Source organism: Serratia sp. (in: enterobacteria) (genome assembly GCF_051654945.1).
In the GTDB taxonomy this organism is placed as follows: domain Bacteria; phylum Pseudomonadota; class Gammaproteobacteria; order Enterobacterales; family Enterobacteriaceae; genus Chania.
On record NZ_JBOFZA010000028.1, the window covers coordinates 25,739 to 48,476 of the forward strand.

Sequence of the window (22,738 nt, forward strand, 5' to 3'; positions counted from 1 at the left end):
TAGATCCTAATCGTGCAGTAATTCACCGTATTAAACGGGGGTAAATAAGTGACGTCAGTAATTAATCTTAATCCTGCTCGCCAAGAAATGAATTTGTGATTGGCATCACGGAATAGTCGGGATCGAATGTGTTACTTTTTTTGCCAGTTACTAGAGACGATGAGAAAAGTAACTTCTCTGCCAAGCGCAGGGGAGGTTGCTTTTCTCTTTTTTTTTGCGTTTTTTCCGGACCAAGGGGCAAAATCATGTCAACAAACGCGTTAAATGAGTTCTCATTAGATTTCTTCTCGCTAAAAGGCAAAACCGCCATTGTCACCGGTGGTAACAGTGGTCTGGGGCAGGCATTTGCCATGGCGTTGGCCAAGGCCGGTGCTAATCTGTTCATTCCAAGCTTTATCATGGATAAGGGCCAAACCCGCGAAATGATTGAGCAGCAAGGGGTTAAGGTTGAGTTCATGCAGGTAGATATCACGGAAAAAGGTGCGCCTGCCAGAGTGATTGGCCAGTGCCTGGAGACCTTTGGTTCAGTGGATATTCTGGTGAACAACGCCGGTATCTGTAAGCTGAATAAGGTATTGGATTTCGGCCGTGAAGACTGGGATCCGATGATCGACATCAACCTGACCGCGGCCTTTGAATTGAGCTATGAAGCGGCAAAAATCATGATCCCGAAAAAACAGGGGAAAATAATCAATATCTGTTCCCTGTTCTCTTATCTGGGCGGCCAGTGGTCACCGGCTTATTCGGCCACTAAACATGCGTTGGCGGGTTTCACCAAAGCTTATTGCGACGAATTGGGGCAATATAATATTCAGGTGAATGGTATTGCTCCGGGCTATTATGCGACAGACATTACGCTAGAAACACGTAAAAATCCTGAAACCAATAAGCGCGTACTTGACCATATTCCAGCCAATCGCTGGGGTGAAACACAAGACTTGATGGGCGCAATGGTATTTTTAGCTAGTCGTGCCTCAGATTATGTTAATGGTCATTTGTTGGTAGTCGATGGGGGTTATTTGGTTCGCTAAATTAATGGGTGGTTCCTTTTAATTTTACTTAAGCTCATTTTATCTATTCTTAAATTAGGAAGGGTTGGTTATGTCTCTATCCCGTGAAGAAATTGTCGTTCAGTTAAAAGAAATGGTTGGCCCTGAGCGGATTATTACCGATGAAAAAGTGCTGCAAAAAAATAGCGTAGACCGTTTCCGCAAATATGCCGATATTCACGGCGTGTTTACTCAACCGCTGCCTGCGGCCGTGGTGAAGTTGGCCGATACCCAACAGGTTTCCGACGTGCTGGCGTTTATGAATCAGCACGGCATTACTGGCGTACCGCGCACCGGGGCTTCGGCCACTGAAGGCGGGTTGGAAACGGTGGTGAAGAATTCCGTAGTGCTGGATGGCTCCGGGATGAACAAGGTCATCAACATCGATATCCGTAATATGCAGGCGACGGCGCAGTGCGGCGTACCGTTAGAAGTGCTGGAAAATCAATTGCGCGCCCAGGGTTACACTACCGGCCACTCCCCGCAGTCCAAACCGCTGGCCCAGATGGGCGGCCTGGTCGCGACGCGCAGTATCGGCCAGTTCTCCACGCTGTACGGGGCGATCGAAGACATGGTGGTTGGGCTGGAAGCCGTGTTCCCGAATGGCAATATCACCCGCATTAAAAACGTGCCGCGCCGTGCCGCTGGCCCGGATATCCGCCACGTGATTATCGGTAACGAAGGCGCGCTGTGCTTTATCACCGAAGTGACGGTGAAAATCTTTAAATATATGCCGGAAAACAACCTGTTCTACGGTTATATCCTCGATAACATGCCAACCGGTTTCGACATCCTGCGTGAAGTGATGGTCGAAGGCTATCGTCCTTCCATTGCCCGTTTGTATGATGCAGAAGACGGCACCCAGCACTTTACCCACTTCGCCGAAGGTAAATGTGTGCTGATCTTTATGGCCGAAGGGGCCAAAGGGATTGCCCAGGCGACCGGCGCGGGGATTGATGAAATTGTCAAACGCTATCCGGAATGTAACAAGGTCGACAGCAAGCTGATTGAAGCCTGGTTCAACAATCTGAACTGGGGCCCGGAAAAAGTGGCGGCAGAACGCGTGCAGATTATGAAGACCAACAACATGGGCTTCACCACCGAAGTTTCTGGCGATTGGGGCTGCATCAATGCGATTTACGAGAATGTGATCCGCCGCATCCGCGATGAGTTCCCACATGCCAGTGATATCACTATGCTGGGCGGCCACTCGTCACACAGCTATATCAACGGCACCAATATGTACTTCGTGTACGACTACAACGTGGTGGACTGCAAGCCGGAAGAAGAGATCGACAAGTATCACAACCCACTGAATAAAATCATTGTGGAAGAGACCATCAAGCAGGGCGGTTCGATGGTGCATCACCATGGCATTGGTAAGCACCGCGTGCACTGGACCAAGGATGAACACGGCAGTGCCTACTACATCCTCAAGGCGCTGAAAGAGGTGTACGACCCGAATGGCATCATGAATACCGGCACCATTTATCCGATTGAAAAATAAAGGCACTCTCACCCCGTCCCTCTCCCAAAAGGAGAGGAATGGGGTGCGGAGTTGCTGTTGAGGCGGGGGAAGTCTCCGGCTTATCAGTCCAGAGTTGCGGATAAACGCAGAAGTTGAGTTGTGGCTCGTTCGGTCCCCTCTTCCTTTGGGAGAGGGTTAGAGTGAGGGGGAACATAGCCGTAACTAACCCCCCTTATGTCATGGTTTTTTAGCGCAGTAATTGGGGGTAACGATGACATCACGGCTGCCTCGGCAAGTGCGCATGGATGATATTCCGCTTAACGCTTTTCATTTTAAAATGGCGGGGCTGACCTTTGGCGCACACCTGACCGACGGCTATGTGCTGGGGGTGATTGGTTTTGCGCTGGCCCAGCTCAAGCCGCAAATGGGCCTGACGCCATTTTGGGAAGGGATGATCGGCAGTTCGGCGCTGATTGGCCTGTTCCTGGGTAGCCTGGTATTGGGTTGGGTCTCCGACCATATTGGCCGCCAGAAAATTTTCAGCTTCAGTTTTGTCATCATCACGTTGGCTTCCGTGATGCAGTTTTTCGCCACCACGCCGGAACAGCTGTTCTGGCTACGGGTACTGGTAGGGATCGGGCTAGGGGGCGATTATGCCGTCGGCCATACCATGCTGGCCGAGTTCGCTCCGCGTAAGCATCGTGGCATCCTGCTGGGATCTTTTAGCGTGATTTGGACGTTAGGCTACGTCGCGGCCGGGTTTTCCGGTCATTTTATGGCCGATCTGGGGCCAGAGTCCTGGCGTTGGCTGCTGGCTTCAAGCGCCGTGCCTGCGCTGTTGATTATGCTATTACGCATCGGCACGCCGGAGTCGCCACGTTGGCTGATGCGCAAGGGGCGGATCGCCGAGGCGCATCTGGTCGTGCTGCGCTGTTTTGGTCCGCAGGTGATCCTCAATGACGAAATCCCGGTAGAAACCGCACGCCATATGCACACCTTGTTTTCGCCGCGTTACTGGCGGCGCACCGCCTTCAACAGCCTGTTCTTTGTCTGTCTGGTGATCCCTTACTTCGCCATCTATACCTTCCTGCCCTCGATCCTGACCACATTAGGGCAAAGCCAAAGCTTTGCTACCGACCTGCTGCTCAATGGTTTGCTGATGGTGGGGGCGGTGATGGGGATTGCCTTGACCCAATGGTTACCGCGCCGTCGCTTCCTGATTGGCGCGTTCTGGGTTTTGGCCGCCAGCCTGGGGGCATTGGCCTTTGTACCGCCAGGGCAGGGGGCGATGTTGCTGCTGTTTGCCATCTTTACGCTGACGATTTCGGCGGTCAGCAATCTGGTCGGGGTGTTCCCGGCGGAAAGTTTCCCGACCGATATTCGTTCATTGGGCGTCGGTTTTGCCACTTCGATGAGTCGGCTCGGATCGGCTATTGGTACCGCCTTATTGCCGCTGTCGATGCTTTCGTTGGGTCTGCAAGGCACCATGCTGATCCTGACCGGCGTGTTGGTGCTGGGGGCGGTAGTCTCAATCTTGTGGGCACCGGAAACCAAGGATATGACGCTGGTGGGCGCCTCCTCGGTAAAGCCGTTAATCGCCCACTGACAGGAGAAACGGATGAACCTGCTGTTGGCGATTAAGGTCGCACCGGATCTGGGCATGTTGGCACAGAGCGATTGGCAGCCCGATGAAGGGTTACAGATTGACACCCGTTTTGCCCGGTGTCTGTTAAGCGGCTACGACGAAAGCGCGGCGGAGATGGTACTGATGCTGCGTGATGAGATGGACCTTAACCTGAGCGTCTTGACGGTGGCCGATGCGATGGCCGAACCGGCGCTGAAGCAATTGATGGCGCTGGAATATCAGCTGGCAGTACGCATTGAGCCGCCTGCGGATTGGGATTTACGCTTTAATCCCGCAACGGTTGCCGCGTTGGTCGCGGCTTATCAGCAACAGATTGCCCCGCAGCAGGTGATCGTCATGGGCGCACAAAGCCTCGAGGGGCAAAATAGCCAAACTCCTTTGATGTTGGCAGAACGCCTTGGCTGGCCCTGTATCACCGGCGTTTGCCAACTAGCAGCGGCCGAACAGGTGGGGGCGCTACGGGTTACCCGGCAAACCGCTTATGGTCAGGAGGTGTTGACTGTGATGCCTCCTTTGGTAGTGGTGGTGGGGAACTCGCCACAGGCGAGTGCGTTACGCGTTCCCACGTTGCGGCAGAAGCTGGCAGCGGGTAAACGGCAGATCCAACGTTTATCACCTACCGATCTGGCGATGACGGAACAGCCTGCCGGTGATGTGCATCTGCGCGGCTTAACGTATGTAGAACATCGACGTACCGGGGTCGTGATTGAGGGGGACAGCGTGGAGCAGAAAGTGCAGCAGCTGTGCCAGGCTTATCTTGGTGAACGGTGGTCATGATGGATATTGCGTTGATATTGGATGCGGATGCTCCCGGTTTTCATACCCAGGCAAGCCAGATCAATCAGTTCCTGCAACTGAGCCAGCTTACCGCAGAGCGCCTGGAACTGTGGCTTTTCAGCGATGAAGCGCCGCAAAACCTGCCACGCCTGGGCGGTGAAGTGGCGCATATACGTTGGGTCAGCACTCCCCGGTTGGCAGAAGTGCGGATAGCGGTATTGGAGCAGATGCGGCACGCCTTCGAACCACGGCTAATGCTGTTTGCAGGCGATGAAGGTGGCGAGTGGGCAACGCGTCTGGCCTATCGGAGTGGCGGTTCTGCCTGTTGTGCCGTGGAGCAGGCTCAGATTAATGGTGCGGAATGCCGGGTCACCAAAGCGGCCTACGGTAATCATCTCACCGCCGAACTGGCGATGACGCGGGAACCTTGGTGCCTGAGTGTGGCCCGCAGCGGTGCGGCAAGCGTGGAGGTAGTGCCCAGCCCTGTTGCAGCCCAACGCTTTGAACCTGCCAATATAGCCGATACAGCGTGGCTATTGGCCTCGATCAGTTCACCGCAACCCGCAGAATCGCCACTAAGTCGGGCACGCTATGTATTGGCTATCGGAGAAGGGGTTGGCAGTGCCGAACAGGTAGCCAATGTACAGTATTTGGCCGCCCGCATGGGGGCGGAGGTAGCAGCCAGCAGGCCGGTGGTGATGAACGCCTGGTGTGAGATGGATCGCTTGTTGGGCATGTCCGGCGCCATCATTGCTCCCGAAGTGTGTATCGCCGCCGGAGTCTCCGGCGCTCCGGCGTTCGCCATCGGTATCCGCCACAGCAAGTTTATTGTGGCGATCAACCAGGATCCGCAGTCAGCTATTTTTGCCCAGGCTGACGTGGGGATTGTGGGCGATATGCATGAGGTGCTGGCGGCATTGTCGAAAGCCCTTTAACCGAAGCGGAATTCAATCCCGTTACCCGCCTGTGGATAGCGCCAACGGGTGATGGTTTCTTCCCCACACAGCAGGCGACAGGTGCCGCATTCCAGACAGCCCTGCACGTCGAAACGCAGGCTGCCGTCCGGCTGGAATTGATATAATCCGGCCGGGCAGGCGAGCACCAAACGCATCAACATCATCCGATCCTGTGCATCGGCCAGAATGATGTGTGGGTTAGCGTGATCCACCTGATAATGGTTGTGGCTGAGATCGGGCTGGTTCATAAACTGCGCATTCCATTGACGGTATCTTTCAGTAATTGCTTCAGGCCGATGCGGCGCGCATGGCGCCACAGTAGCTTACGCAACGGTGTAGGGGAATTTCCATTAACCTCAAACATCTCTTGCAGCACGTCCGCTGCCAACTGTGGGTAGCGGTTAAACCAGTGCGGCGATTGCAGCATCATTTCCGGCAGGCGGCGATACTGCTGGATCAGCGCCCAGAGCGAGCCTTGTTGCAGCCGCAAAGGATAATGCCGCAGCTCCTGCCCGGCAATCAAGGTTTCCGCTGCGGCCTGTGCCGATAGCATTGCCAGATCCATGCCCCGCACGGTATGCCCGGTATTGATACACAACCGGGCGGCATCGCCAACCAACAGGTAGCCGGGGCCGTAAAGTGGTGGCATGCTTGCCATCCCCCCCTCGGGGATCAGGTGGGCGCTGTACTCGCGCAGCTCGGCGTTTTTCAGCAAAGGTCGCACGGCAGGGTGCTGTTTGAACTGTTGCAGCATCTGCGGCAGGGCCACCTGGCTATCGGTAAGGCTGGAGAGATTGCACACCACGCCGAGCGACAGGCTATCGCGGTTGGTATACAGGAAGCCACCGCCGACTTTGCCCTGCGTGGGCTGACCAGCGAAGAGCCAGGCGCAACCTTGATGATCTTCCAGTGCGAAACGCTCTTCCAACCGTTCGCGCGGCAGTGCCAGCACCTCCTTCACGCCAATCGCCATCGTTGAGGCTGGTGGCTTCGGTTGTAATCCAGTACGCTCGCTCAGCAACGTGTTGGCCCCTTCCGCCAGGATCACCGTGTTGGCGTATAACGCTTCTCCTGCCGCCATAACGCCAACAACCCGGCCTTGCTGCACGATCAGTTCATCGACCAGCGCGCCAGTCAGGCATTGCGCACCAGCGGCTTGCGCCTGCGCCAACAGCCAAGGATCGAAACGAGCGCGCAGCAGGCTGTAGGAACAGGGCAAGGTGTGGCGAAAATCCAGCGTCACCGCACTATCGCCGCTCAGCACCGAAAGCCTTTCCTGGGTGATATGGCGTTCCAGCGGGGCGGAGGCGGCAAAATCCGGCAACAGTCCTGCCAAGGCGTGAGTGTACAGCCTGCCACCACTGACGTTTTTACTGCCCGCCTGAGTACCCCGCTCCAATAACAAGGTATTGATGCCAGCGCGTGCCAAAAGCAGTGCCGCCGTGCAGCCCGCAACGCCACCGCCAACGATAATGGCCTCAAAACCTGGGTGTTCCATCAGCATTGTTTACCAAGGGTTGAAGTGTAACGGTTAGAATAACATTCGTGCTTTAGAGTTCATTGATTCTGCACAGTTTTTACACACCCGAGGCCGATTCCCACCCGAGGGCAGCCAAATTGGGCTACAATTACAAACTGTTAGTTTTCGGGTAGTTGCATGATTTCGCTGTCGCACCGTTTGATCATTGCATGGTGAGCTCTCCCTCTCTCTAGATAGAACGACATGATTTGCCGCTGTCCTGCTTAACTGGCGCCTGGCAGGCGGGATAGCCTGTGGTGCCTGCCGGGCGTCAATGGAGCGAGCCTTCCGTGTTGACCCTTCTTAATCTGCTTTCCGCTATTGCCATGCTGGTATGGGGGACCCACATCGTCCGCACCGGCATTATGCGAGTCTATGGTGCCAATCTGCGCCAGGTTCTGAGCAGCAGCATAGAGAAAAAACCCTTGGCGTTTGTGGCAGGTATCGGTGTCACCGCGTTGGTGCAAAGCAGTAATGCGACGGCGTTGCTGGTTTCTTCCTTTGTCGCACAAGGGCTGGTGGGGCTTGGGCCTGCGCTGGTGATTATGCTCGGGGCCGATGTTGGCACAGCGATCATGGCGCGCGTGCTGACCTTCAACCTCTCCTGGCTTTCGCCACTGCTGATTTTTGTCGGCGTGATTTTATTCCTCAGCCGCAAGCAAACCCGTGTCGGCCAGATGGGACGCGTCGCCATTGGCCTTGGCCTGATTGTGTTGGCGTTGGAACTGATTGTGGCAGCCGCGACGCCGATCACTCAGGGCTATGGCGTTAAAGTCATCTTCTCGTCGCTGACCGGCGATGTGATGCTCGATGCATTGATCGGTGCTCTGTTTGCCATTATCAGCTATTCGAGCCTGGCGGCGGTGCTGTTGACCGCGACGTTGACCGCCTCGGGCGTGATCTCTCTACAGGTAGCGCTGTGTCTGGTGATCGGGGCCAACCTGGGCAGCGGCCTGTTGGTGATGCTTAACACCAGCGGCCAGAATGCCGCAGGCCGGCGCGTGGCGTTGGGTAGCCTGCTGTTCAAATTGCTGGGTAGCGCGCTGGTATTGCCGTTTGTATCGCTGATTGCGCACGGTATGGAGCGGCTGCCTGGTAATACAGAAGAGTTGGTGATCTATTTCCACATGTTCTACAACCTGGTGCGTTGTCTGCTACAGGTACCGCTGTCCGGGCCGATGGCGCGTCTGTGCGAAACGTGGATCGTCGATGCGCCCTCGGAAGATCCCCGTTTGCGGCCACGCCATCTCGATGTCAGTGCACTGGATACGCCAAGCCTGGCACTGGCCAACGCGGCGCGGGAAACCCTGCGGATGGGGGATGTGGTTGAGCATATGATGATCCTGCACCATGAGGTGTTGCACGGTAAGCGCATCCAGGCCAAAGAAGTTCGCCGCCTGGACGATGATGTTCACGTGTTGTACACCGCCATCAAGCTTTATCTGGCACAGATCCAGAGAGAAGATCTGGGGGAGGAGGATTCGCGCCGCTGGGCGGAGATCATCGAAATGGCCCTCAACCTGGAACAGGCTGGCGATATCATCGAACGTATGGCCAGCGATGTCGCGGATCAATCGCATGGGGTGCGTAGTTCATTCTCGTCTGAAGGCTTGGCCGAACTCGATCAGTTACATGAAAAACTGACCGATAACTTACGCCTGAGCCTGTCGGTGTTTCTCTCCGGGGATATCACCAGCGCCAAGCGGTTACGCCGTGCCAAGCACCGTTTCCGTATCCTGGATCGTCGCTATGCCCATGCGCACGTCGATCGCCTGCATCAGCAAAACGTACAAAGTATCGAAACCAGTTCGCTGCATCTGGCGCTACTGGGGGATATGAAACGGCTCAACTCGCTGTTTTGTGCGGTGGCCTATAACGCGCTCGATCAGGATGAGAAAGATGACGACCGTGACTGGGAAGAAAACCCTAGAACGCCGTAAAGGATGCTGGAAAATCGGGGGCGCAGCATGGGCATGCTGCGCCCGCTGGTTATTAATCCAGTTTCTTGATTGGGCGACCTGACCAGTAGCCTGCCAGCAGTGAGCCAGACAGGTTGTGCCACACAGAGAACAGCGCACCCGGCAATGCGGCCAGCGGTGAGAAGTAAATCTTGCCCAGCGTTGCCGCCAGCCCGGAGTTTTGCATACCGACCTCAATGGCCAGCGTACGGCAGGTGGATTCGTCGAACCCGAGCATTTTTCCGCCCCAGTAGCCCCCTAGCAGACCGATGCCGTTATGCAGGATCACCGCGATAATCACCACAAAGCCGACCGAGGCAATATGGCTCTGGCTACCAGCCACCACCGCACTGATGATTGCCACAATACAGACCATCGACAGGGCTGGCAGATAAGGCTCAACCCGTTTGACGGTTTTGGTGAAGCTGTGATGGACGATCAGGCCCAGCCCAATCGGGATCACCACGATCTGCAGAATGCTTAATAACATTCCCATGATATCCACGCTGATCTCGGCATCGACATACAGGCGTGTCAGCAGCGGAGTGGCAAAAACGCCAACCAGCGTAGAAACGGCCGAAATGGTCACCGATAGCGCGACATCACCTTTCGCCAAATAGATCATCACGTTGGAGGCGGTGCCGCTGGCTACGCTGCCCACCAGCACCATACCGGCGGAGAGATCGGGTGGCATACGGAACAGCATTGCCAGCAGCCAGGCGGCCAACGGCATAATCAGGTAATGCAGGAAAATCCCCGCCGCTACCGGGCCGGGGCGCGACAGCACGCGTTTGAAGTCGTCCAGGCGCAGGGTGACGCCCATGGCAAACATGATCAACATCAGCAGTATGCTGACGTAGGGGCTGAGACCGGTAAAGGTTGACGGGCTGTAGTAGGCCGCAATGGAGAGCAGCACGGCCCATAAGGGGAATAAACGAGTGATTTTTGCCAGCATGAGAGAGGTTATCCTTTGCCAATATTGAACGGGAGGTAGTGGTGTGTGTTGTAGCGGGCTCAGTGCGCTGAGCCTCTGTAGATTCAGTTAAGGCCAATCAATCTCCCATCACCCCGGCCCTCTCCCGATATGGCGTCCAAGGATGCCCTGCGTACTGTGGTGGTGAGAGGGGGCGAGTCCGGAGCTACAGGTAAGTGCAGATATTAACCTGTGGCACGTTCTGTCCCCTCTCCCTGGGAGAGGGTTAGGGTGAGGGGCTTACTCAAACAGATTGTGATGCAGCGTTTGTACCACGCGTTCCGCATCATCGCCCGGCACCAGGAAGCACAGGTTATAGCTGCTGGCTCCGTAACAGATCATGCGGATATTGAACGGATCCAGTACGCCGAACACCTCTTTACCGACGCCGCAAGCCTGTGACAGCTTGTTGCCGATCAGGGCGACCAACGCCAGATTCTCTTCCACTTCTACCCGGCACAGTGATGACAATTCGGTGAGTAGGGAGGTCGTCAACAGGCTGCCGCCGGTGGTGGTGGATCCGGTGGTATCCATGGTCAATGCTACGCTGACTTCCGAGGTGGTGATCAGATCGACCGAGATATTGTGCCGGGCCAGGATGTTGAACACTTCGGCCAGGAAGCCGCGTGCGTGCAACATGTTCAGGCTGTGCAGCGTCAGCAGGGTTTGCTTACGGCGCAAGGCCAGCGCGCGGAACAGCGGCGGGTTTTCCGTGGTATTGCACACCAGCGTGCCGCCAGCGGCAGGATCTTTGCTCGAGCCGACGAAGACGGGGATGTCGCTGCGTACGGCGGGCAGCAGGGTAGCCGGGTGCAACACTTTGGCACCGAAGGTCGCCATTTCCGCCGCTTCTTCAAAGGCAATTTTATCGATACGCTTGGCGGCAGGCACCACGCGTGGGTCGGTGGTATAGATGCCTGGAACATCGGTCCAGATATCCACGCGGCTAACTCCCAGCGCTTCGCCCAACAGGGCCGCGGTGTAGTCACTGCCGCCACGGCCTAGCGTGGTGGTGCGGCCTTTCGGTTCGCAGCCGATAAAGCCCTGGGTGATCACCAATGCCTGTTGCAGGCGCGGTTTTAACAGGGTTTGAGCTAATTCGGTTAGCGCAGCTGCGTCTGGCACAGCACGGCCGAAATGGTCGTCGGTGCGCATCACTTTACGCACGTCGAACCATTCAGCCTGCACTTTACGGCCACGCAGAATTTCCACAAACAGCAGGGTAGACATCAGTTCGCCATGGCTGACCAGCTCGTCAGTCAGCGCGGCAGAGGTCGCCAGCGCAGCGGCTTCCGACAGCGTGGTGATATTTTCCAGCATACGGTCGATTTCTTCGCGCACCACCACCGGGTTATCGAGGCGTTCAAGGATGGCGTATTGAATGCGGCGGATCTCTGCTAGCTGCTCATGGCGCTTTTCAGCTTCGCAACCGTCGGCCAGAGCGACCAACAGGTTGGTGACACCGGCAGAGGCGGAAAGCACCACCAAACGGACATCGGGATTGGAGAGTACTACGTCGGCGCTGCGGTTCATCGCCTCGAAATCGGCCACGCTGGTGCCGCCGAATTTGGCTACTACGGTTGCGTTTTGGGGTGCTGCTTGAGTCATGTAAAACCTCGTGTCAGGGACGCCATTCAAATTGGCATTTTATTTCCATAAGCCTTGGCACAAGGGAAGAGCGGTAAACAGGGAGCAGGCGTAGAGGTTGAGGCTACGATACACCCAGAAGCGCCCCACCTTGCTGACTGCCGTTCGGGCAGCCCATGGTGACAACTCAGGGGATTCAGCCCCTGTAGCCGACGTGATGATTGCCGCAAGCATCTCGCCTCGGCGTCGCTCCCCCTCCTGTGTCGTCATCGGATACGGGCTCCTCTGACACTCTACCTGGGCGACGCGCCTCTTCTGGCTTGCACAACGGATGTGCAAGTAGGTGATTAGGAATAACGGGTTTGAGCGCTGCTGTCAACGGGCAGACGTTGAGGGATTTTCATCTGCGGGCTGGAGGGGGCAGGGCGACCGAATAACGCGGACCGAGCATGAAGAGAAAAGCGTGGCCAGAGGTCCGTTTCAGCGTAGTGATAACAGGCTGTTAGCTGAAATATCAGCAGATTGTTGTGGAAAGGTAAAAATGGCGCGTGGCGAACTGACAGTTAACGCCTATCGCAAGAAAAGAGATCATAATCACAGACGAACAGGCTACAATCGGTCAATCACCTCAAATTCATTCTCAAGCATAAGAGCGCCGCTATGAAAAATATCGATCCTAGTCAAACCGCTGCTTGGCAAGCCCTGCAGCAACATTTTGAACAAATGAAAGACGTCCAGATCCGTGACCTGTTTGCTCAGGATAGTGAGCGTTTCTCCAAGTTCTCTGCCACCTTTAACGATCAGATGCTGGTGGATTATTCCAAAAACCGCATCACCGCAGAAACCCTGGAGAAGCTGCAGGCACTGGCGAAAGAAACCGATCTGCAAAGCGCGATCAAATCGATGTTTGCCGGTGAGAAAATCAACCGCACGGAAGATCGTGCCGTGTTGCACGTTGCGCTGCGCAACCGCAGCAATACGCCAATCATCGTCGATGGCAAGGACGTGATGCCGGAAGTCAATGCGGTGCTGGCGAAGATGAAACAGTTCTGCGACCGGGTGATCGGCGGCGACTGGAAAGGTTACACCGGCAAACCGATTACCGATGTAGTCAACATCGGCATCGGTGGTTCAGACCTCGGCCCTTATATGGCGACCGAGGCGCTACGTCCGTATAAAAACCATCTGAACATGCACTTTGTTTCCAACGTAGACGGCACCCATATCGCCGAAACGTTAAAACCGCTGGACCCGGCGACTACGCTGTTCCTGGTGGCGTCTAAAACCTTCACGACTCAAGAAACCATGACCAACGCCCTCAGCGCGCGCGACTGGTTCCTGAGCACCGCAGGCAATCAACAGCACGTTGCCAAACACTTCGCCGCGCTGTCTACCAACGGTAAAGCGGTGGCCGAGTTCGGTATCGACACCGACAATATGTTCGAATTCTGGGACTGGGTGGGGGGGCGTTACTCTCTGTGGTCCGCCATCGGCCTGTCTATCGCGCTGTCTCTGGGCTTTGAAAACTTCGAGCAACTGCTGAGCGGTGCGCATGAGATGGACAAGCACTTTGCCCAAACGCCTGCCGAGCAAAACCTGCCGGTGCTGTTGGCACTGATCGGCATCTGGTACAACAATTTCTTCGGCGCAGAAACCGAAGCGATCTTGCCGTATGACCAGTATATGCACCGTTTTGCCGCATACTTCCAACAGGGCAACATGGAATCTAACGGCAAGTACGTTGATCGTAACGGCAATCCGGTAGATTACCAGACTGGCCCGATTATCTGGGGTGAGCCAGGCACCAACGGCCAGCATGCGTTCTATCAACTGATCCATCAGGGTACCAAGCTGGTTCCTTGTGACTTTATTGCGCCAGCCATCAGCCACAATCCATTGAGCGACCACCACGCCAAACTGCTGTCGAACTTCTTCGCACAGACAGAGGCGCTGGCGTTTGGTAAATCACTGGACGTGGTCGAGGAAGAGTTCGCCGCACAGGGTAAAAAGCCGCAAGAGGTTAAGCACGTTGCCCCATTCAAAGTGTTTGAAGGCAACCGCCCAACCAACTCCATCCTGCTGCGTGAAATCACTCCGTTCAGTCTGGGCAGCCTGATTGCCTTGTATGAACACAAGATCTTCACCCAAGGCGCAATCCTCAACATCTTCACCTTCGATCAGTGGGGCGTAGAGTTGGGCAAACAGCTGGCTAACCGTATTCTGCCGGAACTGGCAGGCAAAGAAGCGGTAACCAGCCACGATACCTCAACCAACGGCTTGATCAATCGCTTTAAAGCCTGGCGTTAAGTGGTTCTGAATTGCAGCCAATAAAAAACCCGCCTCGGCGGGTTTTTTGACGTCTGTAGGGATCACAGATTGATCGGTACTGCCATGCTGACACCGGCACCCACGTCATCGGCGGTGCTGTTGTTGTTATCGGTGTACCACAGGCTGGTATCAAACTTCACCTGGTGAGGGAAGGTATAGCCCCAACCCAACTGAATGCCTTTCAGCGTGTCGGATTTCGGGAATGCCTGGTTGATGCTCTGGTTCATCGGGTTCACCTTGGCGTACACCAGGCGGGTGCTCCAGCGTTGGCCATCTTCCAGTACCAGCTCTACCCGGCCGGACAGCATTTGACCGTCACCGCCCATGGCGTGGCCCAGCGGGTAACCTTGCTGGTAGTAACCGTCTTTATAGGTATGGTGCGTATAGACATAATTCTTACGGCTCATATCGGCGCGGGTATCCGCCCCTTCAATATGCCAGTTGATCACGGTAGGGCCCCACTCTGGGTGGCCTTCCAGACCAAGCAGGTAGGTGTTTTGTGATGGCAGGAAGCCAGCTTCATCTTCCCCTACCAACTGACCGTACAGGCTGACCGGCATACCGATCAACGGCTGCATTTTCAGCTTGAAGTCGAAACCGGCAAGCTGGTTGCCCGGATCGTTACCCTGGCCGGAGTCGTCGTTATCACGGCCGGTAAAACCATCCCAGAATGAGCTGAAGGATTGCGTACGACCTTCGCCGCCCCACTGCATAATACGTGAGGCACCCAGTTCCAGGAAGTCGGTTGGCATCATGGTCAGACGGCCACCGATCAGCTTGGTGTCAGGAACAGCGGTGTATTGTGACAGTTGGCCTGCGGTGATCTGGTACTGCCAACGACCGATCCAGGACAGCCAAGGTGTTTCAAACGGAGATTGATCGGCACGTTGCAGCATAAAGCCAGCGACCGGGCGAGCCGCGTCGGAACGGATCAGGCTGCCGTCATAGCCTGGGCCCCACCATTGAGAGACTTCGCCAAATGACAGCCATTGGTTCCATACTTTGATGGCACCGTAAGAACCGTTCATATTGAATTTGGAACCATCAGAGACGCGCTGATCGCCTTCAACTGCCCCTTGCAGGCGCACATCCCAGAACTCACCGTTGGCACCAGCGCCGATGGTCAGGCTGCTGTCGGCATAATGACTCTGACCGAAGCCCTGCGGCGTGCCCGGTTTGTCGGTGGAGGTGTAGCCGGTGACGGTAATGTTGGCTTTCAAGTCACCCACGCGGCGCTGTACGCGGTCGATGACGTTTTTCTCGGTGTTGGTCACCGGTTTGGCTTGCGCCAGCACCGAATTGATCTCTTCCTGGCTCAGTGGCCAGGTAGACAGGCTGACGTTAATCACACCGCGATCGGATAACCAGGCGAGGTCATTGCGCAGATCGTTATCAGGAGTCACCAGTCCACCAGCGTAGCTGGCAAACGAACAGGTGAAAAGGCCCGCCGCGACCAGTGCGTGAAGTTTAGCTCGCATGAAAGTTCCTTTCTTAATTACTGGAATTTATAGGCATAATGCCTAAGGCTATGCCCATGATAGAGGACATTTCAATTTGCTACAAATATATACAAGCGTAATGAATTCACGCAACTGATTGAAAATAGGTTAATTGGTTTGGAAGTAAACAATCAGCGCAACTTTAGGAAAAAGCCCATAAGGCATTTTCGACACTCATGAATGACAGAAGGACGGGAGAAGTCATGGCAAAAACATCGCGCTCATTGATGATAGCAAAAGGGTTACAGCGGGTTTTGAACGTGGGATTGCTACTATTGGCAGCGATTTTGGTGGTTTTTTTGGTCAAAGAAACCTTTCATTTGGCGAAAGTATTATTTGTTGATAATGAGAAATCCTCATCGTATCAATTGATCGAAGGCATCGTGATTTACTTCTTGTATTTTGAGTTTATCGCCTTGATTGTTAAATACTTTGAGTCGGGTTATCACTTCCCGCTACGTTACTTTATCTATATTGGCATTACCGCGATTATTCGCCTGATCATCGTTGATCATGAGAACCCTTTCGATACGCTGATTTATTCCGGAGCAATATTAGTATTGGTAGTGACCCTGTACTTGGCCAATACCGATCGGCTGAAGCGGGAGTAGCCGATAAAAATGGCGGCCCGCGCAGGCCGCCAAAGACACAGAGACTTTTCAGAGAGAAACCAAGTACATCAAACGTATTGCAGTGGCCTAAACGCAAAATCTCACCATGACTGGGCCCAACCGAGCCCGGCACATCATTAACCTTTCACCCCACCCGCCGTCAGGCCACCGACCAACCAGCGTTGTGCCAGCAGGAATACGGCGGTGATCGGAATGGCGGACAGCACCGCTGCGGCGGCAAAGTCACCCCACAGGTAGTTCTGCGGATTGAGGTATTGCTGCATGCCTACGGCCAGCGTGTAACTGTTCACATCACGTAACAGTAGTGAAGCCACCGGCACTTCGGTGATCGCCGCGATAAACGACAGAATAAATACCACCGCCAGGATCGGAACTGACAGGGGCAGCAGCACCAGGCGGAACGCTTGCCAAGGTGTGGCACCGTCCAGAGCGGCGGCCTCTTCCAACGAGTTATCGATGGTTTCGAAGTAGCCTTTGATGGTCCAGACGTGCAGCGCAATGCCGCCCATATAGGCAAATATCACGCCACCATGGGTGTTGAGGCCGATAAACGGAATGTACTGCCCCAGACGATCGAACAGGGCGTACAGTGCGACCAAAGACAGTACCGCCGGGAACATCTGGAAGATCAGCATGCTTTTCAGCAGGGTGCTTTTGCCACGAAAACGCATGCGGGCAAAGGCATAGGCACAGGTGGTAGAGAGTGTCACGATCCCCACCGCGGTGATTGCCGCGACCTTAACCGAGTTCCACAGCCACAGCAGCACCGGGAAAGGTGGAGGGGTCACGCTGCCATCCGCCTGGGTGACGCTCATCCCCAGCGCCAACCGCCAGTGATCCCAGGAGATTTGCTCCGGGATCAGGCTGCCGGTAGCAAAGTTACCGGAGCGTAGCGAAATCGCTACCACCATCAGCAACGGGAACATGATCAGGGCAATAAAGCTCAGCATCAGAATATGGGTGATCCACAGGCGTACGCGCTGGGATTTGGGTTGCACCATGGCCATTGTCGTTCTCCCTTAGTCAAAGTTCATCTTGCTGGCTTTCAGGTTCAGGATTGCCAGTGCGCCAACCAACAGGAAGATCAGCGTGGCAATGGCCGCCGCCAGCCCGAAGTCCTGACCCCCACCGCCTTCAAACGCGATGCGATAGGTATAGCTCACCAACAGATCGGTATAGCCGGCCGGTGTCGTGGTGCCGATCATGTCCGGCCCGCCACGGGTCAGCAGTTGGATCAGCACGAAGTTGTTAAAGTTGAAGGCAAAGCTGGCAATCATCAGCGGCGTCAGCGGCTTGATCAGCAGCGGCAGGGTGATGCGGAAGAAGTTTTGCATCGGGCTGGCGCCGTCCATTGCCGAGGCTTCATACAGATCGTCGGGAATGGCTTTCAGCAGGCCCATGCACAGGATCATCATGTACGGATAACCCAGCCAGGTGTTGACCACCAGGATCATGCTTTTGGCGGTGAGCGGATCGGTGAACCAGGCCGGCTTGATGCCGAACAGCGCGTTGAGCATCAGGTTGATTTCACCGAAGCTCTGGTTAAACAACCCTTTGAAAATCAAAATAGAGATAAACGAAGGCACCGCGTAGGGCAGGATCAGCAGTACCCGATATACCGCTTTGCCTTTCAGCGCTTCCCACTGCACCACGCAGGCCAGCACCATGCCAACGGCAACGGTGAAGATCACGGTCAACACCGAGAAGATAATGGTCCAGACAAAGATGGAGATAAACGGCTTCTGGATCCCTTCATCATTGAGCACCCGTAAGAAGTTTTTCCAGCCGATCGTGACGGTATAACCCGGGCTGAGCGTATCGGTAGCCCAATTGCCCTCGGCGTTGATAGCCTGATAAAAACCGATTTCCGGGTTAGGGCGATAGTGTACCTGGGTCTGATTATTGGTCAGCGTGCTGCCGTCTTTGGCTAGCGTATACAGCGGGCTGGTGCCAGAGAACTGACGCAGGGAACTCATGCGTAGTTCACCGCCCTCCGGCAGGATGGCGACAAGCTGGCTCAAGGTCTGGCGATTCTGAGTGATCACGCGCAACGTAGCGCGTTCACCGGCAGGCTCAGCGCTTTCTACCGCCAGTTTCAGCGTTTGCGGCTCAGTGCCGGTGAGGCTGAATGGCTCGGAAATCAGCAACTGGCCGTTATCTGGATGAGTTAACTGCAAACGCCACTGTTGGTTATCTGCCGGATACAGTCCAAAGGTGAAGGTCTTACCGGTCTGGAACTGGCGCTGCATCAGCACCGACTGGGCGCGTTCAAAGGTCAGCTGGTTGGTGCTGCTGTAGTTGGTAAAGGCGATGGCGATGGTACAGATCAGCGGGAACAGAACGAAAAGCCCCATCCCGGCGACGCCTGGATACACATAGCGCCAGGCGTAGGCGCGGCGGTTGGCGAACACGTAGAGCCCGGCACTGACCAACACCAGCGTCAGGATGGCGAACAGATATTCTCCCTGTGCATACATCACCACAATCAGATAGCAGGTCACCAGGCTGAACAGGCCGACAATCAGCCATTTCAGCAGGTCACTCTGCCACCACTTCGATTTTTTTCGCGCAGGTGTGCCGGCGTGAGTTAGTTGCATAGGGCTTTCCTTTCAGGTGTTACCGCGAGAGACCGACTGCCTCCCGCACAGCAGGGCAAAGGCGGGCATCACGGCCCGCCAATGGCCAGGGTATTACTTGGTGATACGGGTATGAGCATCTTCCAGTGCCGCTTTCACCGTCTGGCGGCCGGTGATGGCGTTGATCACGGCACTACGCATCGCGTACCAGAAGGTACTCATCTGCGGGATGTTTGGCATGATTTCACCGTTTTGCGAGTTCTGCATGGTGGCGGCAATCTTCGGATCCTTCGCCAACTGCTCCTGGAACGATTTCAGCGCCACGGCACCCAATGGTTTGTCTTTGTTAACGTCAGCCAGACCTTGATCGGTGATCAGGTAGTTCTCCAGGAACTCGGTCGCCAATTCCTTGTTCGGGCTGGCGGCGTTGATACCGGCGGTCAGCACGCCCACGAACGGCTTGGACGGCTTGCCCTGGAAGGTTGGCAGCAACGTCACACCATAGTTGATTTTGCTTTGTTCGATGTTGGTCCAGGCCCATGGCCCGTTGATGGTCATTGCCGTCTGGCCCTTGTTGAAGGCCGCTTCGGCAATGGAGTAGTCGGTATCGGCGTTGATATGTTTGTTCTTCACCAGATCGACGATAAATTGCAGGCCAGCCTGTGAACCGGCGTTGGCTACGCCCACGTCCTTGATATTGTATTTGCCGTCTTCAAACTTGAAGGCGTAACCGCCATCGGCGGCAATGATTGGCCAGGTGAAGTAGGGTTCTTGCAGGTTCCACATGATGGCGCTTTTGCCTTTGGCGCGCAGCTCTTTATCCAGCGCCGGGATCTCTTCCCAGGTTTTTGGCGCGTCTTTGATCAGGTCTTTGTTATAAATCAGCGACAGGGCTTCCACCGCGATCGGGTAGCCGATCAGCTTGCCGTCAAAGCGCACGGCATCCCAGGTGAACGGATAGATTTTTTCCTGGAAGGCTTTGGAAGGATGGATCTCTGCCAACAGGCCCGACTGCGCGTAACCCCCGAAACGGTCGTGAGCCCAGAAGATGATGTCCGGGCCGTCACCGGTAGCGGCAACCTGCGGGAACTTCTCTTCCAGTTTGTCCGGGTGTTCGATGGTCACTTTGATGCCGGTGTCTTTCTCAAACTTTTTACCCACCTCGGCCAGGCCGTTATAGCCTTTATCGCCGTTGATCCAGATAACCAGTTTGCCTTCTTCAATCTTGGCGAACGCGGAGGAGGAGAGCACCAGCGTCGTTAATGCCGAAAGCGCCAGCGTGCGTACGGTTGTTGTCATTGTGCGATTCATAAATCCAATCCTTCTGTGGGGACTGCGGTAAGGAGAGCGGTTACGCGTTAATAGTGGGTCACAACCCGCTGTGTTCTCATCCTCCCCCCGTCTACGCCCCATGGCTGAGTAGTGTGATCCAGCTAGCAAACCGCTCTATTCTGTGGTGTCGGACACTAAAAGGGAGGGCTATTTTTGCAGGGGCGATCACAGATTTGCCTTATGCCGGGAACTTTAGCCGTCCATCGTCGTTCTCTCATCCTCCCATCTCCTCCCCCATGAAAAATCCTGTTACGGATGATTACCCCCCCTTGCCATTCCCTCACTATTGGCAACATTGATTTTCACCGCCCAACGCCGCAGGAACCAGGACCTATGTCACCAATGCGTACCGTCACTCACCCCACGTTGTACCGGATCCATCCGGTCAGTTTCCGCGATGGAAACGGCGATGGTGTGGGCGATGTGCACGGCATGATGACGGCGTTGCCCTATCTGAAGGCGCTGGCGGTGGACGGGCTGTTATTACCGCAGGCGTTATCGCCAGAGGCGGGTGCACAGGTCGCTGGGCACGGGTTGGCACTGTGGCACAGCGAAGGCACTCAGCGGATCTGCCGTAGCGCCGCTCCCGAACAGCACTATGCACGCAGTGCGCTGGCGCTGGAGGTGGTGCCGTTCAGCTGCGAAAAGCTGGTGGAGGTATTGCATACCCAGCGCCATCGGCTGGGCGAGAAGGTCTGGAGCACCGGTGAAATCGATCAGCCGCGGGTGGTCAGCCATTGGGGGCAAGGCGATCTGCGTTCCGCGCAGGCATTCCTGACCCTGTTGGCCTTGCTGCCCGCTCCAATCTGTTTGTATCAGGGTGAAGAACTGGGCCTGCCACACGCGGCGGATCTGCAAGAACCGCAAGGGGCACAAACCCCAATGCCTTGGCATGAAGCTCCGGAACAGGTCACCGCAGGAGAGATCCACTGGTATCAACAGGTGGCGATAGAACACCGTGCGCTGGCCATCAGCCGCCAGCAACACGACAGTCAGTCAACCTTACGTTACTGCCAGGCTCTGTTGGCACTGCGTCAACATCCGGTGATCCAGTGCGGGGTGCTGAACCAGGTCAGCCAGGAGAATGGCGTCATTCGTTTACTTATTACCCATCAGGATCAATGTCTTGAAGCGCTGATCAACCTACAGCCTTATACTCAGCCGGCCGCACCGGCTGAGGCGACCAAGCCTATGGCATGGCAGTACGGTGCGCAGCAAGAGGGTCATCAATGGGTCTTGGCGGGCTTCGGTTCCGCCATCTTTACACAAAATATTAACTGCGAAAGCAGGGGAGTAACGCATGGCTAGCGTCACACTGCGCAGCGTTTATAAGGCCTTCGGTGAGGTCGTGATTTCCAAGGACGTCAATCTGACCATCGATGACGGCGAGTTTGTGGTGTTTGTCGGGCCATCTGGCTGTGGTAAGTCGACGTTGCTGCGCATGATCGCCGGGCTTGAGGATATTACCTCTGGCGATCTGTTCATCGGTGAAAAACGGATGAATGAGGTGCCGCCTTCCGAGCGTGGCATCGGCATGGTGTTCCAGTCTTACGCGCTGTACCCGCATTTGTCCGTGGCCGACAACATGTCATTTGGTCTGAAGCTGGCCGGGGCCAAAAAAGCGGAAATTGCCCAGCGGGTTAACCAGGTTTCAGAGGTGCTGCAACTGGCGCATTTGCTGGATCGCCGTCCAAAAGCCCTGTCTGGTGGGCAACGTCAGCGTGTCGCGATTGGCCGTACGCTGGTGGCTGAACCCGACGTATTCCTGCTGGACGAACCGCTTTCCAACCTGGATGCCGCACTGCGGGTACAGATGCGCATCGAAATCTCACGTCTGCACAAGCGCTTGCAGCGCACCATGATTTACGTCACCCACGATCAGGTCGAAGCGATGACGCTGGCCGACAAAATCGTAGTGCTGGATGCCGGGCGTGTGGCCCAGATCGGCAAGCCGCTGGAGCTTTATCACTATCCGGCCAACCGCTTTGTCGCCGGCTTTATCGGCTCGCCAAAAATGAATTTCCTGCCGGTGAAAGTGACCGGTGTGGAAGCGCAGCGGGTGCAGATCGAACTGCCGATGCCCAACCGCCAATTGGTGTGGCTGCCGGTTGAAGGGCAGGGCATTGAGGTTGGAGCCAACCTCTCGTTGGGCATCCGCCCTGAGCATCTGTTACCGAGTTCTGAGTCTGAAGTGACATTGATGGGTGAAGTACAGGTGGTAGAGCAGCTCGGCAACGAGACGCAAATCCATATCCAAATTCCGGCAATTCGTCAAAACCTGGTTTACCGCCAGAACGACGTGGTGCTGGTAGAAGAAGGTGCAACATTCGCTATCGGCCTGCCGCCGCACCGCTGTCACCTGTTCCGCGAGGACGGAACGGCGTGTAAACGGCTGCATCAGGAACCGGGTGTTTAAAGCATCAAGGTCTGTATAACAGG

At 55.6% G+C, this 22,738-nt stretch carries 18 protein-coding genes and 1 riboswitch; of the genes, 10 read left to right on the forward strand and 8 right to left on the reverse strand.

Features of this window, described 5'->3' with window-relative positions:
• Positions 1-245 precede the first annotated feature (245 nt).
• From ACRDCA_RS02485 to ACRDCA_RS02505, 5 genes are all read left to right on the forward strand, one after another.
• Positions 246-1,031, forward strand: coding sequence for an SDR family oxidoreductase (locus tag ACRDCA_RS02485; protein WP_438688160.1), 786 nt, complete (start codon positions 246-248; stop codon positions 1,029-1,031).
• A gap of 70 nt (positions 1,032-1,101) precedes the next feature.
• Positions 1,102-2,556 carry an FAD-binding oxidoreductase gene (locus ACRDCA_RS02490; RefSeq protein ID WP_438688161.1) on the forward strand — a complete coding sequence of 485 codons (1,455 nt, stop codon included), beginning with the start codon at positions 1,102-1,104 and terminating at the stop codon, positions 2,554-2,556.
• Between the two features lie 232 nt (positions 2,557-2,788).
• A complete protein-coding gene (locus ACRDCA_RS02495) occupies positions 2,789-4,123 on the forward strand; it encodes an MFS transporter (RefSeq protein ID WP_438688162.1) in 1,335 nt (444 codons plus the stop codon).
• Between the two features lie 12 nt (positions 4,124-4,135).
• A complete protein-coding gene (locus ACRDCA_RS02500) occupies positions 4,136-4,939 on the forward strand; it encodes an electron transfer flavoprotein subunit beta/FixA family protein (protein ID WP_438688163.1) in 804 nt (267 codons plus the stop codon).
• The gene (locus tag ACRDCA_RS02505; protein ID WP_438688164.1) at positions 4,936-5,874 is read left to right on the forward strand and encodes an electron transfer flavoprotein subunit alpha/FixB family protein; all 939 of its coding nucleotides are present in this window, start codon (positions 4,936-4,938) and stop codon (positions 5,872-5,874) included. Before ACRDCA_RS02500 ends, ACRDCA_RS02505 begins: the two co-directional genes overlap by 4 nt.
• Here ACRDCA_RS02505 and ACRDCA_RS02510 read toward each other — a convergent pair.
• Positions 5,871-6,143, reverse strand: a complete 273-nt coding sequence (locus ACRDCA_RS02510) for a ferredoxin family protein (RefSeq protein WP_438688165.1) — start codon at positions 6,141-6,143, stop codon at positions 5,871-5,873. The genes ACRDCA_RS02505 and ACRDCA_RS02510 overlap by 4 nt on opposite strands.
• Positions 6,140-7,393: an FAD-dependent oxidoreductase gene (locus ACRDCA_RS02515; protein WP_438688166.1), complete on the reverse strand. Its 1,254-nt coding sequence runs from the start codon at positions 7,391-7,393 to the stop codon at positions 6,140-6,142. The genes ACRDCA_RS02510 and ACRDCA_RS02515 overlap by 4 nt, the downstream gene beginning before the upstream one ends.
• Positions 7,394-7,704: 311 nt before the next feature.
• On the opposite strand from ACRDCA_RS02515, the gene ACRDCA_RS02520 reads away from it, so the two are divergent.
• A complete protein-coding gene (locus ACRDCA_RS02520; RefSeq protein WP_438688167.1) occupies positions 7,705-9,354 on the forward strand; it encodes a Na/Pi cotransporter family protein in 1,650 nt (549 codons plus the stop codon).
• A 52-nt stretch (positions 9,355-9,406) separates the two neighbouring features.
• On the opposite strand, the gene panS is transcribed toward ACRDCA_RS02520, so the two are convergent.
• Together panS and lysC are read right to left on the reverse strand one after the other, a co-directional pair.
• Complete coding sequence (gene panS, locus ACRDCA_RS02525) at positions 9,407-10,327, reverse strand: ketopantoate/pantoate/pantothenate transporter PanS (RefSeq protein WP_438688168.1); 921 nt, start codon at positions 10,325-10,327, stop codon at positions 9,407-9,409.
• A 258-nt stretch (positions 10,328-10,585) separates the two neighbouring features.
• Positions 10,586-11,953 carry a lysine-sensitive aspartokinase 3 gene (gene lysC / locus ACRDCA_RS02530; RefSeq protein ID WP_438688169.1) on the reverse strand — a complete coding sequence of 456 codons (1,368 nt, stop codon included), beginning with the start codon at positions 11,951-11,953 and terminating at the stop codon, positions 10,586-10,588.
• A gap of 110 nt (positions 11,954-12,063) precedes the next feature.
• Positions 12,064-12,255: riboswitch (Lysine riboswitch) on the reverse strand.
• Positions 12,256-12,592: 337 nt separating this feature from the next.
• Here lysC and pgi point away from each other — a divergent pair.
• Positions 12,593-14,239 carry a glucose-6-phosphate isomerase gene (pgi, locus tag ACRDCA_RS02535; protein ID WP_438688170.1) on the forward strand — a complete coding sequence of 549 codons (1,647 nt, stop codon included), beginning with the start codon at positions 12,593-12,595 and terminating at the stop codon, positions 14,237-14,239.
• Between the two features lie 62 nt (positions 14,240-14,301).
• Here pgi and ACRDCA_RS02540 read toward each other — a convergent pair whose 3' ends face one another.
• Positions 14,302-15,738, reverse strand: coding sequence for a capsule assembly Wzi family protein (locus tag ACRDCA_RS02540; RefSeq protein ID WP_438688171.1), 1,437 nt, complete (start codon positions 15,736-15,738; stop codon positions 14,302-14,304).
• Between the two features lie 224 nt (positions 15,739-15,962).
• On the opposite strand from ACRDCA_RS02540, the gene psiE reads away from it, so the two are divergent.
• Positions 15,963-16,370: a phosphate-starvation-inducible protein PsiE gene (gene psiE, locus ACRDCA_RS02545; RefSeq protein WP_438688172.1), complete on the forward strand. Its 408-nt coding sequence runs from the start codon at positions 15,963-15,965 to the stop codon at positions 16,368-16,370.
• Between the two features lie 137 nt (positions 16,371-16,507).
• On the opposite strand, the gene malG is transcribed toward psiE, so the two are convergent.
• The 3 genes from malG to malE all read right to left on the reverse strand — a co-directional run bounded on the left by malG (position 16,508) and on the right by malE (position 20,278).
• Entirely contained in the window at positions 16,508-17,398 is an 891-nt protein-coding gene (malG, locus tag ACRDCA_RS02550; RefSeq protein WP_438688173.1) for a maltose ABC transporter permease MalG, read from the reverse strand.
• 12 nt (positions 17,399-17,410) lie between these two features.
• Positions 17,411-18,988, reverse strand: a complete 1,578-nt coding sequence (gene malF / locus ACRDCA_RS02555; RefSeq protein WP_438688174.1) for a maltose ABC transporter permease MalF — start codon at positions 18,986-18,988, stop codon at positions 17,411-17,413.
• Positions 18,989-19,081: 93 nt separating this feature from the next.
• A complete protein-coding gene (malE, locus tag ACRDCA_RS02560; RefSeq protein WP_438688175.1) occupies positions 19,082-20,278 on the reverse strand; it encodes a maltose/maltodextrin ABC transporter substrate-binding protein MalE in 1,197 nt (398 codons plus the stop codon).
• 354 nt (positions 20,279-20,632) lie between these two features.
• On the opposite strand from malE, the gene ACRDCA_RS02565 reads away from it, so the two are divergent.
• Complete coding sequence (locus ACRDCA_RS02565) at positions 20,633-21,607, forward strand: alpha-amylase family glycosyl hydrolase (protein WP_438688176.1); 975 nt, start codon at positions 20,633-20,635, stop codon at positions 21,605-21,607.
• Entirely contained in the window at positions 21,600-22,715 is a 1,116-nt protein-coding gene (malK, locus tag ACRDCA_RS02570) for a maltose/maltodextrin ABC transporter ATP-binding protein MalK (protein ID WP_438688177.1), read from the forward strand. The genes ACRDCA_RS02565 and malK overlap by 8 nt, the downstream gene beginning before the upstream one ends.
• Positions 22,716-22,738: the final 23 nt, after the last annotated feature.